This is a genomic window from Streptomyces sp. NPDC003247, from assembly GCF_042888135.1.
Classification (GTDB): domain Bacteria; phylum Actinomycetota; class Actinomycetes; order Streptomycetales; family Streptomycetaceae; genus Streptomyces.
Genome location: NZ_JBIAPF010000004.1, coordinates 24,318 through 37,347, shown reverse-complemented (window position 1 = coordinate 37,347; position 13,030 = coordinate 24,318). Strand labels below are relative to the sequence as shown.

The 13,030-nt window shown below is 74.5% G+C and carries 12 protein-coding genes; 6 read left to right on the top strand and 6 right to left on the bottom strand.

The genetic code is table 11. The features are described 5' to 3' along the window. Positions 1-14: 14 nt before the first annotated feature. Complete coding sequence (locus ACFYWQ_RS13870; RefSeq protein ID WP_389516043.1) at positions 15-821, top strand: putative protein N(5)-glutamine methyltransferase; 807 nt, start codon at positions 15-17, stop codon at positions 819-821. A 269-nt stretch (positions 822-1,090) separates the two neighbouring features. Here ACFYWQ_RS13870 and ACFYWQ_RS13865 read toward each other — a convergent pair whose 3' ends face one another. Continuing rightward, on the bottom strand, positions 1,091-3,160 hold the full coding sequence (locus tag ACFYWQ_RS13865) for a SpoIIE family protein phosphatase (protein ID WP_389516041.1): 2,070 nt from the start codon (positions 3,158-3,160) through the stop codon (positions 1,091-1,093). Between the two features lie 342 nt (positions 3,161-3,502). Between ACFYWQ_RS13865 and ACFYWQ_RS13860 the strand changes: the two genes are divergently transcribed. The 4 genes from ACFYWQ_RS13860 (at position 3,503) to ACFYWQ_RS13845 (ending at position 7,582) form a co-directional block, all read left to right on the top strand. After that, positions 3,503-4,357, top strand: coding sequence for a hypothetical protein (locus tag ACFYWQ_RS13860; RefSeq protein WP_389516039.1), 855 nt, complete (start codon positions 3,503-3,505; stop codon positions 4,355-4,357). 145 nt (positions 4,358-4,502) lie between these two features. Beyond that, on the top strand, positions 4,503-4,871 hold the full coding sequence (locus ACFYWQ_RS13855) for a hypothetical protein (RefSeq protein WP_389516037.1): 369 nt from the start codon (positions 4,503-4,505) through the stop codon (positions 4,869-4,871). 100 nt (positions 4,872-4,971) lie between these two features. After that, positions 4,972-6,987, top strand: a complete 2,016-nt coding sequence (locus ACFYWQ_RS13850; RefSeq protein WP_389516035.1) for an FAD-dependent oxidoreductase — start codon at positions 4,972-4,974, stop codon at positions 6,985-6,987. 31 nt (positions 6,988-7,018) lie between these two features. Then, positions 7,019-7,582 (top strand): PadR family transcriptional regulator, encoded by a 564-nt coding sequence (locus ACFYWQ_RS13845; RefSeq protein WP_389516033.1) that lies wholly within the window; start codon positions 7,019-7,021, stop codon positions 7,580-7,582. Between the two features lie 213 nt (positions 7,583-7,795). Here the strand turns inward: ACFYWQ_RS13845 and ACFYWQ_RS13840 are convergent, their stop codons facing one another. Both ACFYWQ_RS13840 and ACFYWQ_RS13835 read right to left on the bottom strand, forming a co-directional pair. Then, positions 7,796-8,332 (bottom strand): hypothetical protein, encoded by a 537-nt coding sequence (locus tag ACFYWQ_RS13840; RefSeq protein ID WP_389516031.1) that lies wholly within the window; start codon positions 8,330-8,332, stop codon positions 7,796-7,798. 150 nt (positions 8,333-8,482) lie between these two features. Continuing rightward, entirely contained in the window at positions 8,483-9,442 is a 960-nt protein-coding gene (locus ACFYWQ_RS13835) for a fibronectin type III domain-containing protein (RefSeq protein ID WP_389516029.1), read from the bottom strand. Positions 9,443-9,842: 400 nt separating this feature from the next. Between ACFYWQ_RS13835 and ACFYWQ_RS13830 the strand changes: the two genes are divergently transcribed. Beyond that, positions 9,843-10,643 (top strand): glycoside hydrolase family 75 protein, encoded by an 801-nt coding sequence (locus tag ACFYWQ_RS13830; protein ID WP_389516027.1) that lies wholly within the window; start codon positions 9,843-9,845, stop codon positions 10,641-10,643. Between the two features lie 31 nt (positions 10,644-10,674). Here the strand turns inward: ACFYWQ_RS13830 and ACFYWQ_RS13825 are convergent, their stop codons facing one another. The 3 genes from ACFYWQ_RS13825 to dhaK form a co-directional block, all read right to left on the bottom strand. Further along, positions 10,675-11,085, bottom strand: a complete 411-nt coding sequence (locus tag ACFYWQ_RS13825; protein WP_389516025.1) for a PTS-dependent dihydroxyacetone kinase phosphotransferase subunit DhaM — start codon at positions 11,083-11,085, stop codon at positions 10,675-10,677. Further along, on the bottom strand, positions 11,078-11,677 hold the full coding sequence (gene dhaL / locus ACFYWQ_RS13820; RefSeq protein WP_389516023.1) for a dihydroxyacetone kinase subunit DhaL: 600 nt from the start codon (positions 11,675-11,677) through the stop codon (positions 11,078-11,080). Before dhaL ends, ACFYWQ_RS13825 begins: the two co-directional genes overlap by 8 nt. Before the next feature lie 62 nt (positions 11,678-11,739). Next, on the bottom strand, positions 11,740-12,732 hold the full coding sequence (dhaK, locus tag ACFYWQ_RS13815) for a dihydroxyacetone kinase subunit DhaK (protein ID WP_389516022.1): 993 nt from the start codon (positions 12,730-12,732) through the stop codon (positions 11,740-11,742). Positions 12,733-13,030: the final 298 nt, after the last annotated feature.

Genomic DNA, 13,030 nt, shown 5'->3' with positions numbered 1-13,030 from the left:
CCACGGAGTCCTTCGTGGACCCGTCCCGTTCCCCCTCCCGCTTCCCTCCCCGTGACGCCGTCGTCGGTGCGCTGCGCGCCGCCGGGTGCGTCTTCGCGGAGGACGAGGCGGAGCTGATCCTCGCGGCCGCCCGCACACCGGAGGGGCTCGCCGGCCTGGTGGAGCGCCGCGTCGCGGGCCTCCCCCTCGAACTCGTGGTCGGCTGGGCCGAGTTCCACGGTCTGCGCATCGACGTCGAACCGGGCGTCTTCGTGCCCCGCCGCCGTACCGAGTTCCTCGTCGCCCAGGCACTCGCCGGCGCCCCGCACGCCCGCGTGGTCGTGGACCTGTGCTGCGGCTCGGGCGCGGTGGGCGCGGCCCTCGCCTCGGCCCTCGGCCCGGTCGAACTGCACGCCGCCGACATCGACCCGGCCGCCGTGCGCTGCGCCCGCCGCAACGTCGCCGGCGTCGGCGGACACGTCCACGGGGGCGACCTGTTCGAGGCGCTCCCCGCCGCCCTGCGGGGCCGCGTGGACATCCTGGCCGCCAACGTGCCGTACGTCCCCACCGGCGAGGTCGCCCTGCTGCCCGCCGAGGCCCGTGACCACGAACCCCTCACCGCCCTCGACGGCGGCGCCGACGGGCTCGACGTGCTGCGCCGGGTCGCCGCCGGCGCGGGGGAGTGGCTCGCCCCCGGCGGCAGCCTCCTCGTCGAGACGAGCGAACGCCAGGCCGCCGCGGCGGTCGAGGCGTTCCACCGCGGCGGCCTGACGACCCGCCTGGCCGTGGACGAGGAGCTGCACGCCCACGTGGTGATCGGGACCAGGGCCGTCGGGGCGTAGGCCCTGCCTGCGGACTCCCGTCGGACTCCCGTCGGACTCCCGTCGGATTGCCGTCGGACTCCGGTCGGACTCCCGACGGCCCGGCGGCGCCCTGCGTGCTCCCCCCACTGCCCGAACGGCGTGGGGCGGTGCCTCCGCTCGCCGCGCCGGGCCCTGACGGCGGGCCCGACGGCGTCAGGTGCGTGCCCTCGGAGTGGCGGACCGGCCCCGGCAGCCCTCGTACCCGGAGTGACCGGGGACCGAGGACCGGGACCGGGACCGGGACCGGGTCACTCCATGGCCCGTGCCCGGGCCACGAGCAGGGCGACGTCGTCGTGGTTGTCGGGGTGGTGCAGGGCGCGCAGCAGCAGGTCGCACAGGTCCTCCAGCGGGCGCGCCGGGTCGTCGAGGAGGGCGAGCAGGGCGTCCAGCCGTTCGTCGAGGGAGTGCCGGCGGGTCTCGACCAGCCCGTCGGTGTACAGGACGAGCTGGTCGCCAGGGGTGAACTCGACATCGGTCGTGGAGAACGCCACCCCGCCCACGCCCAGCGGCACCCCGGTGGGCAGGTCGAGCAGCTCCGGCGGGCGCCCGGGGCGTACGCGCGCGGGCGGCAGGTGCCCGGCGTTGGCGATCCGGCACCGGCCGAGACGGGGGTCGTGCACGGCGTACACGCAGGTGGCGATGGAGTGGGGCAGACCGGACGTGATCCGGTCGAGGTGCTCCAGCAGCACCGCCGGATCGAGGTCGAGGGAGGCCAGCGTGGTGGTGGCGGTGCGCAGCCGGCCCATGGTGGCGGCGGCGTCGATGCCGCTGCCCATCACGTCGCCGACGACGAGCGCGGTCTTGCCGCCCTCCAGCGGGATCACGTCGAACCAGTCGCCGCCCACCTCGGTGCCGGCCCCGGCGGGCTGGTAACGGGAGGCCACCTCCAGGCCGCCGGTGACCCGCGGATGGCTCGGCAGCAGGCTGCGCTGGAGGGTGAGGGCGGCGGTGCGGGTGTTCTGGTACCAGCGGGCGTTGTCGATCTGCACGGCCGCGCGGGCGGCCAGCTCCCCGGCGAGCAGCAGGTCGTCCCGACCGAACGGCACGGGGTGGCGCGTCCGGGCGAGGTCGAGCACGCCCAGCACCTCGCCGCGCGCGATGAGCGGCACCGCCAGATAGGAGTGGAAGCCGGCCCGTTCCAGCAGCGCGGCCGTCTCCGGGGAGCGGGCGATGCGGGCCATGTCCTCGTCCTTGACCCGCGCCACCATGACCGGCCGGCCGGTGCGCAGGCACTCCGTGACGATGAGGTCGGGCGCGTAGCTCGTGACCCGGCCGGGAGGATCCGCCGCGGCGCGCACACGCGACCCGTCGGCCGCCCGGAAGGCCAGCGCGCGGATCACGGCCGGTTCGGAGGGGCCCAGGACGGTGCGCCGGCCCTCGACCACCGCGTCGAGCAGGGTCACCGTGGCCACGTCGGCGAGCTCCGGCACGGCGAAGTCGGCCAGTTCGCAGGAGGTCCGCTCCAGGTCCAGGGTGGTGCCGATCCTGGCCGAGGCGTCGGCGATCAGGGCGAGCCGGTGGCGCGCGGCCTCGGCCTCGAGGCCCGCCCGGTACCGGTCGGTGACGTCGACGACCGACAGGGCGACGCCCAGGACGGTGCCGCGGGCGTCCTCCAGGCGGTACAGGGACACCGCCCAGGCGTGGTCCTCGTCGGGGTCGGCGGGGGCGCGTCCGACGACGGACCGGTCGACGAGCGGCACACCGGTGCGCAGCACGTCGCGGGCCTCCGACTCCAGGGCCTCGGTGTCCACTCGGGGCAGCACCTCGCGCATCGTCCGGCCCACGAGCTTGCGTGCGGGGAGGCCGTGGATGCGTTCCAGCGCGGGATTGACGGTGACGTAGCGCAGCCCGGTGTCCAGGACGGCGAAGCCGATGGGCGACTGCGTGACCATCCGCGCCGACAGGGCCACGTCCCGCTCCAGCCGCCGTACGGTCGACTGGTCGGCGGCCAGGCCCAGGGCGTACACGTCGCCCCGGTCGTCCACCAGGCGCATGTTGCGGAACTCCACCAGACGCGTGCTGCCGTCCTTGCGCCGGATGGGGAACGCGCCCGCCCAGCTGCGGCCCGTGGACATCACGTCGGCGAAGAGTTTCACCACCAGTTCGACGTGGTGCTCGTGCACCATCACGTGTGCGGCGTACCGGCCCAGCGCCTCGTGCGCGGAGTAGCCGAACAGCTCCTCCGCCTGCGGGCTCCACAGCACGATCCGGCCGTCGGTGTCGAGCACCACCGAGGCCATGTTCAGCACGTCCAGCAGGCCACTGGGCCCGACGGGGCCGCTCTCGGCGGCCGCGGCCGCCCCGACGTCACCACTCATGCCACGCACCGCCCCGCAAGGCCGACTCGGCGCACAGCCCCCCGTGCCGACTCTCCTGGTTCCACCGCGCACAACCTCTCTCGCCCACGCCTGCGGCACCGACCGTCTTCCATGCTCCTCCAGTACGGCGCGGCGCGCCGTTCTCCGCACGGCCTCCCCCCGTCCATGCGATTGGTCTGTACATGACCACCCGGTGGGGCCACACTGTCCGCCGAGCGCGCACCCCACCCCCCGCCCCGGAGGAGACCCATGCCCCTGCGCCCCACCCGCAGACGCACCCGCCCGGCTCGCAGACGCGGACGCCCGGCCCGCGCCGCACGTCCGGTCCGTGCCACACGCCCCATGCGTGCCGTACGTGCTGCCTTAGTCGCGCTGGCCACCGCGACGGCGGCGGCCCTCGGCGCCGCCCCGCCCGCCGCGGCCGCCGACACCTGGACCGAGATCGGCTCCGACCGCGCCGACCCGCTGACCGAGAGCCAGGGCCTGACCTCCGTCGAGGTGCCGGCCGGCAGCGCCAACCGCTACACCGGCATCGGCACCATCCCCCTCGGTGTGAGCATCCGCGGCTGGAACCACGTCGGCGACCCCGACGCCTCCTACGACGGCCACTACGTCGAGCCCTACCAGCGGGACTCGGGCACCTCGAAGATGTTCCGGGTGCAGGCCCCCGGCGGCGCCTGGTCGGAGTACGTCCACACGCTCGGCTCCGGCGAGGCCCTCAACAACTCCTGGGTGGCGATCACGCCCGGCGGCCAGTGGATGCTGACCGGCGAGTGGGGCACGATGACCCGCTTGCTGGTCCTCCCCACCCCCGGCGTCAACCCGGCCACCTCGCCCTCGGCGGACCTGCCCCAGGTGTCCACCGTCCGCCTCGACCACGCCGTGCGCGACGTCCAGGGCTGCGACTTCACCGGCCCGGTCACCCTGCTGTGCTCCTCGGACGACCCCGAGGGGACCCTGTTCGGCATCACCAAGCCGCTCCTGCGTGTCGACCTGTCCGCCGAACCCGGTACCTCCGACGTCACCGGGCACGTCACCGCGCTGCGCGCGCTGCCGTTGCGCAGCTCCTGCTCGGGCGCGTTCGAGACGGAGGGCATCGACTACGACCGCCGTACCGGCACCCTGCGGGTGATCGTCGTCTCGCCCGGCGTCTGCGTGCTGACGGACAGCAAGAACTACCGCTTCACCAGCGGCTGAGCACGGCACCGGGCGGGCGCGGACGGGCGCCGACGGGCGTACGGCAGGTGGTGCCCGCCCGGGAAAGTGGTGCTTTTCTAGGGATGTGGCGCGGTTCGCGGGGAACCCGCGCTGTCGCGCCACCGCCACGAGAGGAGCGATCACGATGGACCGCGAGCGAACGCACGAGGAGTCCGTCTCCGTCGAGATCAGCGGATGCAGCAAGGAAGACGCCCGGATCGTGTTCGACGCGCTGTGCGCGTGCTACGAGTCCGACCGGTGCGCCGAGGACGTGCCCGAACAGCTCCACGAGACACGCCCGATGGTCTGGCTCGGCACCTTCGAGGTCAGCGAGGCCCAGGAGTGCGCGACCCCACCCCGGTTGTCGTCCTCCGTGGAGGCCGACGCGCAGGGCGGCTACTGGGCGATCGACCGGCTCCGCACGACGCTCGACTCCCTGTTCGCCGTGCGCGACCTGTCCTCGGCCTCCGGGGACCAGGAGCGGGAACTGCACGTCCTGCTCGAAAGCCGGTGACCTGCGGCACACCCCTCACCCCCTATTGTGCAACTAGTTGCACAACCCGTGCGCGGTCCTCTAGAACTGGAGGTGACGACACCGCGCACGGAGGCCTGCCTTGAGCCGTTACCCGCATCTGCTGAGCCCGCTGGACCTGGGCTTCACCACCCTGCCCAACCGCGTCCTGATGGGCTCGATGCACATCGGCCTGGAAGAGGCCGAGGGCGGCTTCGAGCGCATGGCGGCCTTCTACGCCGCCCGTGCGCGCGGGGGAGTGGGCCTCATCGTCACCGGCGGCATCGCCCCCAACGACGAGGGGCGGCCGCGCGAGGGCGGTGCCAAGCTGACCACGGACGCGGAGGCCGAACGGCACCGGGTGATCACCGAGGCCGTCCACCGCGAGGGCGGCCGCATCGCGATGCAGATCCTGCACTTCGGCCGCTACGCCTACCACCGCGACCTGGTGGCCCCCAGCCCCCTCCAGGCCCCGATCAGCCCCTTCCCGCCGCGCGAGCTCACCGACGCCGACGTCGAGCGCACCGTCGACGACTACGCCCGCGCCGCCCGCCTCGCCCGGCGGGCCGGCTACGACGGCGTCGAGATCATGGGCTCCGAGGGCTACCTGATCAACGAGTTCACCGCCGCGCGGACCAACCGGCGCACCGACCGCTGGGGCGGCTCCTACGAGAACCGGATGCGCTTCCCCGTGGAGATCGTCCGGCGGGTGCGCGAGGCCGTCGGCGAGGACTTCGTCGTCATCTACCGGCTGTCGATGCTGGACCTGGTGCCCGGCGGCTCGACGCTCGACGAGGTCGTCACCCTCGCGCGGGCCGTCGAGGAGGCCGGGGCGACGATCATCAACACCGGCATCGGCTGGCACGAGGCCCGCATCCCCACCATCGCCACCTCCGTGCCGCGCGGCGCCTACACCTGGGTGACGAGGAAGCTCATGGGGAAGGTGTCCGTCCCCCTCGTCACCACCAACCGCATCAACACCCCGGAACTCGCCGAGCAACTGCTCGCCGACGGCTGCGCCGACCTGGTGTCCATGGCCCGCCCCATGCTCGCCGACCCCGACTTCGTCGCCAAGGCCGCGGCCGGCACGCCCGAGGCCGTCAACACCTGCATCGGCTGCAACCAGGCCTGCCTCGACCACACCTTCGGCGGGCGGATCACCTCCTGCCTGGTCAACCCGCGCGCCTGCCACGAGACCGAGCTGGTGCTCGCCCCGACCCGGGTGCGCAAGCGCGTCGCCGTCGTCGGCGCCGGACCGGCGGGCCTCGCCTGCGCGGTGTCGGCGGCCGAACGCGGCCACCGGGTCACGCTGTTCGACGCCGCGAGCGAGGTCGGCGGCCAGCTCAACGTGGCCCGCCAGGTCCCCGGCAAGCAGGAGTTCGACGAGACGCTGCGCTACTTCCGCCACCAGATCGACGCGCACGGCGTGGACGTACGCCTGAACACCTGGGTGACCGCCGGGGACCTGTCCGGCTACGACGAGGTCGTCGTCGCCACCGGCGTGACCCCGCGCACCCCCGACATCCCCGGCGTCGACCACCCGAGCGTCGTCGGCTACCTGGACGTCCTGCGCGACCGCGTCCCCGTGGGCGAGCGCGTCGCCGTCCTGGGCGCCGGCGGCATCGGCTTCGACGTCGCCGAGTTCCTCACCGACGGCGGCGACCGGGCGAACGAGGACCCCGCGACGTACTTCCGCCACTGGGGCGTGGACATGGACTACCGGGCCCCCGGCGGCCTCGCCGAGCCCGAGCGGCCCGCCCCGCCGCGCACCGTCCACCTGCTCCAGCGCAAGACCACCAAGGTCGGCGCCGGACTCGGGAAGACCACCGGCTGGATCCACCGCACCGAGCTCAAGCACCGCGGCGTCACCATGGTCCCGGGCGTGCGCTACGACCGCATCGACGACGCCGGACTCCACATCACCGTCGGCGAGGAGAGCACGGTTCTCCCCGTCGACACCATCGTGCTGTGCACCGGCCAGGAACCGCGCCGGGACCTCTACGAGGAACTGGTCGCCGCCGGGGTGAAGGCCCACCTCATCGGCGGCGCCGACGTGGCCGCCGAACTGGACGCCAAACGGGCCGTCAAGCAGGGCACCGAGCTGGCGGCGGCGCTGTAGGGCGCGTAGGGCGCGTCCCTAGGATGGCCCCATGTCACTCCCGCACGCGATCCTCACCGCCCTGCTCGAGAAGCCGTCGTCGGGACTGGATCTGACCCGCCGGTTCGACAAGTCGATCGGCTACTTCTGGTCGGCGACGCACCAGCAGATCTACCGTGAGCTGGGGCGGCTGGAGGCCGGGGGCCACATCCGGGCCCTGCCCGCCGAAGGGCCGACGCGCGGGCAGCGCAAGAGCTACGAGGTCCTGCCCGCGGGCCGCGCCGAACTCGAACGCTGGACCGCCGCGGCGCAGGACCCCAAGCCGCACCGGGACGCGCTGCTGCTGCGGCTGCGCGCCGCCGCCGTCGTCGGCACCGCCGGCCTGGAGGCCGACCTGCGCCGCCATCTGGACCTGCACCGGCGGCAGCTGGCCGAGTACGAGGAGATCGAACAGCGCGACTTCCCGCCCGGCAGCGACAGCGCACAGGCCAGGCTTCAGCATCTGATCCTGCGCGCGGGCATCCAGATGGAGACCTTCTGGACACAGTGGCTGACCGAGGCACTGGAGGAACTTCCCGGGGTACCGCCCGGGGGCCCGGCCGAGCAGGCGTCCTAGCTCGGACCGGCTGATGCGGCGTCCTGGCACCGGTCGAGGCGGTGTCCCGGGACCGGCTGAGGCGGTGTCCCGGCATCGGTCGAGGCGGTGTCCCGGGAGCCGCTGAGGCGGTGTCACGGGACCATCTGTTCCGGCCCGGGTGGGAGCCTCCCGCCGGCCCTCCCACCGGCCGGGCAGGCGTACCGGGACCGGCCGGGCAAGAGTGGCCCGGGGCTAGTAGCGGTGCGGCCTCGAGCGGCGGCGCAGGTACCAGACCGCCGCGACGGCGCCGGACCCGACCAGGGCGCCGCCGACCGCCATGGTGACCGCGCCGTAGTCGCGGACCGTGCCGCCCGTGCCGCCCAGGACGCCCCGGGTGGGCGAGGACGTCGTGGAGATCGTCGGGACGGACGCGGCCGCGACGATCACCGACTGGGTGCCGGCGGTGGTGCCGTTCGCGCACATGACGACGACCGTGTACGTGCCGGGGGTGATGCCCGACCAGGCGGCGGACTGGCTGACGCTGGTGCCCGACAGGGCCACCTGCCGGCCCTGGGAGAAGTTCGCCTGGCCGCTGGTGAGCAGCGCCGCCGTGCCCCAGCTGCCGTTGGCCTGGGTGCAGGCGCTGGTCACCACGGACACCGTGGAACCGGTCGTGCTGACGGAGATGCCGGAGATCCCCGCGGCCGGCTGGGCGGTCACCGTGAGCGGGAGCGCGGCGGCGGCTGCCACGGTCAGTCCGGAGCGGGCGAGGAGACGGGAAGTGCGCATCGGATGTCCTCCGGCGGCACGGTTGGCGGTACATCCCTTGCGCCGCCGAGGATCGGGTACGCCCGTGCTGCCTCAGGGGCAGCCAATGTGCCCCCTGCCCGTGCCGCACTCCGGCCGCCTCCGTCCGGGTGACGTGGTCCCCCGGACGGCTCAGCCCCGGTGGCCGCCCGTCGTCACCGTCCGCTCCTCGGAGAACGCCCCCCACGTCCCGTCCGGCAGCCGTGCCCGCAGCCGCACCCGGTGCCCGACCCCCGCCTCGCGCCCCACGTAGAAGCTGTAGGAGGCCTTCCCCTGCGGGGGGTTCCCGCCCCATACGAGGGAGGTGGCCGGCTGCCCGTCGAGCTGGATCTGGTACTCCGTGACCACGCCGTCCACGCGCGGTGGCACCCAGGTGAGCTCGACGGAGAACGCCCCGTCCGCCGCGCGGACCGTCGCCCGCAGGTCCGTCGGCGCGGTGTCCCGCCCCTCGTCCGTGCCGGGCCCGGTGGTCAGGCGTACGACCGCGCCGGCCGGCGAGAGGTTGTCGGCCGCGTCCCGCGCCCGCACGGTGAAGGAGTACCGGGTGCCCGGCCGCAGCCCCGTGACCACCGTCGCCGTCTGGCTCCCGCCGACACTGTGGATCTTGACCCCGCCCTGGTAGACGTCGTACGACACCACCCCGCGGTCGTCCGTGGAGGCCGACCAGGACAGCTGGGCCGCCCGGCTCCCCGCGGCCCGGCCCACGGTGCCGGCCGGCCGGGTCGGGGCCGTCCGGTCCGCCGCGACCGCCGCCGGGGTCTTCGCCCGTACCTCCCGGCTGCGCGGGCCGAGCCGTCCCCCGGCGTCCCGCGCCCGCACGGTGAAGACGTAGCCGGTGGCCGGGGCGAGCCGGGTGACGTCGAGCATGTGGGCGGAGCCGGGCACCTCACCGACCTTCGTGGTGCCCCGGTACACCTCGTACGCGCGGGCCCCGGCGACCGCGTTCCACATCACGTGCACGCTGGTCGCGCTTCCCGCCTCGGCCGTGACCCCGGTCGGAACGCCGGGCGCCCGCTCCCCGTCCCCGTCGCCCGGCGCCGCGCATCCGCAGCACACCGCCAGGACCCACCCGCACAGCACTACACGTCGCACGGCGTCGCCTCCCGGCCCGACACGGCGGCAATGGTCCGGACCAATATGGCGCGGGGGCGCGAGCACATCAAGAGGGCGGTGCGGGGCCGGTGTTGGTGGGCGGCCGGGACAGTTCCGTATGCTGAGGTTTCCACGGCTGAACTTCCCTCTGATCCGGGGGAGTTCGCGCCGTCGGCGTGGAACGCTGTCGTCGCTGATCCCACGCCGGCGGGGCGGCCGGGGACCGGTACCGAGACGGCACCGGTCCCCGGCCCTCGACCCCGTCCCTCGTCCCCGGCCCTGGGGCCCGCGTCGCGAGGGGCGCGTGCACCGTACGGCCCCCTCGGGTGGCCCCCGGAGACGGCCGGCCCCAGATTGGGCTGGGAGTTCTCCCCCGTCCCCCACGAGAGGGTCCCGCACCGTGCCTGTCCAGTTGCCGCACCGGGTGAGGCGGAGGGCGCCCCTGACGCTGGCCGCGGCCGGCCTCGTCCTGCTCGCCCCGACCGCCGCCCCCGCCGTGGCGCGGCCGGCCTCCGACGTCCCCCGGAGACCGGCCGCGCCGCGGGAGGGCGCCGTGTCCGCCGCCGACCTGCTGGCCCGCGTGCGGAACTGCACCCGCGTCTCCCGCGGCCTCTACCGCAGCGATGCCGCCGCTCCCGCCACGATCCCGGTCTGCGGCACCGAGGGCGCCGTCTTCTGGACGGCCGACATGGACATCGACTGCGACGGCCGCCCCGGCACCCGCTGCAACGCCACCACCGACCCCACGTTCTCGCCGGCCACCGCCTTCACCCAGTCCGACGGCCGCTATCTGAGCGCCGAGAGCCTGCCGTACGTCGTCGTGCCCGCCCCGAGCACCCTCTGGGACTACCGCGCCCACGGGGTGCGCGGCGGAACCGTGGCGGCCGTCGTCCACCAGGGCCGGGTCCAGTACGCCGTCGTCGGGGACGTCGGACCGTCCGCGATCATCGGCGAGGCCTCGTACGCCACCGCCGCGGCCCTGGGCATCCGCCCCGACCCGCACGGCGGCGGAACCGCCTCCGGCGTCACCTACATCCTCTTCGAGGACTCCCGGGCGACCCCCGTCGAGAGCCACGCGGCCGCCGTCGAGGTGGGCGAACGGCTCGCGCGTTCGTTCGTCCGGGGCACCCGGGACGCGGCGCGGCGGCCGGGCGCCACCGGGGCCGGGCAGCCGCTCGCCGAGGACCGCGGGGCCCCGTGACCGGCAGGGCCGGGCGCGCGAAGGGGCCCGGTCACACCTTCCGGTAGGAGTACGCCTCGGCGGCCGCCGCCTCCACCGCGTCGAGGTCGGCTCCCGTGGCCGCCGTGACGACGGCGGCGACCGCGCCCTCCACGAACGGCGCGTCCACGAGGCGGGTGCCGTCGGGCAGCTCGTCGCCCTCGGCGAGCAGCGCCTTCACGGTGAGCACGGCGCTTCCGAGGTCGGTGAGGACGGCGATCCCGGCACCGCGGTCCACCGAGGCCGCGGCAGCGCTGATCAACTCCGCGCTCGTCCCGAGCCCGCCGCCCTCGGTGCCGCCCGCCGGGGCGACGGGCACGTCCGTGCCGCCGCCCGCGAGACCCCGGGCCAGCTCCGCGACGGCGGCGGCGACCTGGGCGCTGTGCGAGACGAGCACGATCCCGACCCGTCGGCTCTCACTCACCGGAGGCCTCCACGAGTCCCGCGACGAGCAGGGCGGCCGAGGTGGCGCCCGGGTCCTGGTGCCCGATGCTGCGCTCGCCCAGATAGCTCGCCCGGCCCTTGCGCGCCTGGAGGGGGACGGTGGCGACGGCCCCCCGCTCCGCGGCGTCCCGCGCCGCGCCGAACCCGGCGCCCAGCGCCTCCACGGCGGGCACCAGCGCGTCGATCATCGTCTTGTCGCCCGGCGCGGCCCCGCCGAGCTGCATCACCGCGTCCACGCCGGCGCGCAGCGCCTCGGCGAGCTGCTCCTCGCTCACCTCGGACCCGTCCCCGAGCGCCTTGCCCGTCCGCCGCAGGAGCGTGCCGTACAGGGGCCCCGACGCCCCGCCGACGGTCGAGATGAGCTGACGCCCGGCGAGCACGAGGACGGCCCCGGGCGTCGCCGGCGCCTCCTTCTCCAGGGCGGCGGTGACGGCGCTGAACCCGCGGTGCAGGTTGCTGCCGTGGTCGGCGTCCCCGATGGGGGAGTCGAGGGCGGTGAGCCGTTCCGCCTCGCGGTCGACGGACGCGGCGGTGGCCGTCATCCAACGGCGGAAGAAATCGGCGTCGAGCACTGGATCTCCTTGCCTGGTAGGTGGGCCGGGCGTCGTGGCCTCCCGGCGGGCGGGCCCGCGGGTCACCTGCCCCAGCGCAGCCCCGGCGTGCTCACCGGCGCGTCCCACAGCCGCAGCAGTTCCTCGTCCACCTGGCACAGGGTGACCGAGGCGCCGGCCATGTCGAGGGACGTCACGTAGTTGCCGACGAGCGTACGGGCGACGGCGACCCCGCGCCGGGTCAGGACGCGCTGCACCTCGGCGTTGAAGCCGTACAGCTCCAGCAGCGGGGTGGCGCCCATGCCGTTGACGAGGACGAGGACCGGGTTGCGCGGTGACAGGTCCTCCAGGAGGGCGTCGACCGCGAAGTCGGCGATCTCCCCGGCGGTCATCATCGCGCGCCGCTCGCGCCCCGGCTCGCCGTGGATGCCGATGCCCAACTCCAGCTCGCCGGGCGGCAGGTCGAAGGTCGGACTGCCCTTGGCGGGGGTGGTGCACGCGCTGAGCGCCACGCCGAAGCTGCGCGCGCTCTCGTTGACCTTCCGCGCGATCGCCTCGACACGCTCCAGCGGCAGGCCCTCGTCGGCGGCGGCGCCGGCGATCTTCTCCACGAACAGTGTCGCGCCGGTGCCGCGCCGCCCCGCCGTGTACAGGCTGTCGGTCACCGCGACGTCATCGTTGACCAGCACTTTCGCGATCTGGATGCCCTCGTCCTCGGCCAGTTCCGCGGCCATGTCGAAGTTGAGCACGTCGCCGGTGTAGTTCTTCACGATGAACAGCACCCCGGCCCCGCTGTCGACGGCGGCGGCCGCGCGCACCATCTGGTCCGGCACCGGCGAGGTGAAGACCTCCCCCGGGCAGGCCGCCGAGAGCATCCCCGGTCCCACGAATCCCCCGTGCAGGGGTTCGTGCCCCGAGCCGCCCCCCGACACCAGCCCCACTTGCCCGGCCACCGGCGCGTCCCGCCGCACGATCACCCGGTTCTCGACGTCGACGGTCAGCTCGGGGTGGGCGGCGGCCATCCCGCGCAGGGCGTCCGCGACGACGGTCTCGGGAACGTTGATGAGCATCCTCATGGGTACCTCCCGGCTAGGCTAGCAGGTGGGCTCCTGGCCTGCGTTGTGGCTGGTCAGGTGGTGTACGGACTGCTGTCGGTCCTGGCGGTCCGCGACGGTCGGAAGTGGTGTCCGGCGGTACTGCTACTGCTTGTTACTGATGAGTAATCAGGGAACTCGGACGGGCGGACGCGAGATGACCGGAGCACTCCTACCGGCAGTATCGACCTTGCGGCAACGAAGGTCACCTGTGACGACCGCGGAGGTGAACGAGGGACTCGACGTGCCGCGGTCGACCGGCGCTGGGAGGAACTGGGCG

Excerpts from the sequence above, each read along its gene's own strand:
- ACFYWQ_RS13865 (WP_389516041.1), bottom strand. The coding sequence starts at position 3,160 with ATGAGTGGTGACGTCGGGGCGGCCGCGGCCGCCGAGAGCGGCCCCGTC.
- ACFYWQ_RS13860 (WP_389516039.1), top strand. The coding sequence starts at position 3,503 with ATGCGTGCCGTACGTGCTGCCTTAGTCGCGCTGGCCACCGCGACGGCG.
- ACFYWQ_RS13855 (WP_389516037.1), top strand. The coding sequence starts at position 4,503 with ATGGACCGCGAGCGAACGCACGAGGAGTCCGTCTCCGTCGAGATCAGC.
- ACFYWQ_RS13845 (WP_389516033.1), top strand. The coding sequence starts at position 7,019 with ATGTCACTCCCGCACGCGATCCTCACCGCCCTGCTCGAGAAGCCGTCG.
- ACFYWQ_RS13840 (WP_389516031.1), bottom strand. The coding sequence starts at position 8,332 with ATGCGCACTTCCCGTCTCCTCGCCCGCTCCGGACTGACCGTGGCAGCC.
- dhaK (WP_389516022.1), bottom strand. The coding sequence starts at position 12,732 with ATGAGGATGCTCATCAACGTTCCCGAGACCGTCGTCGCGGACGCCCTG.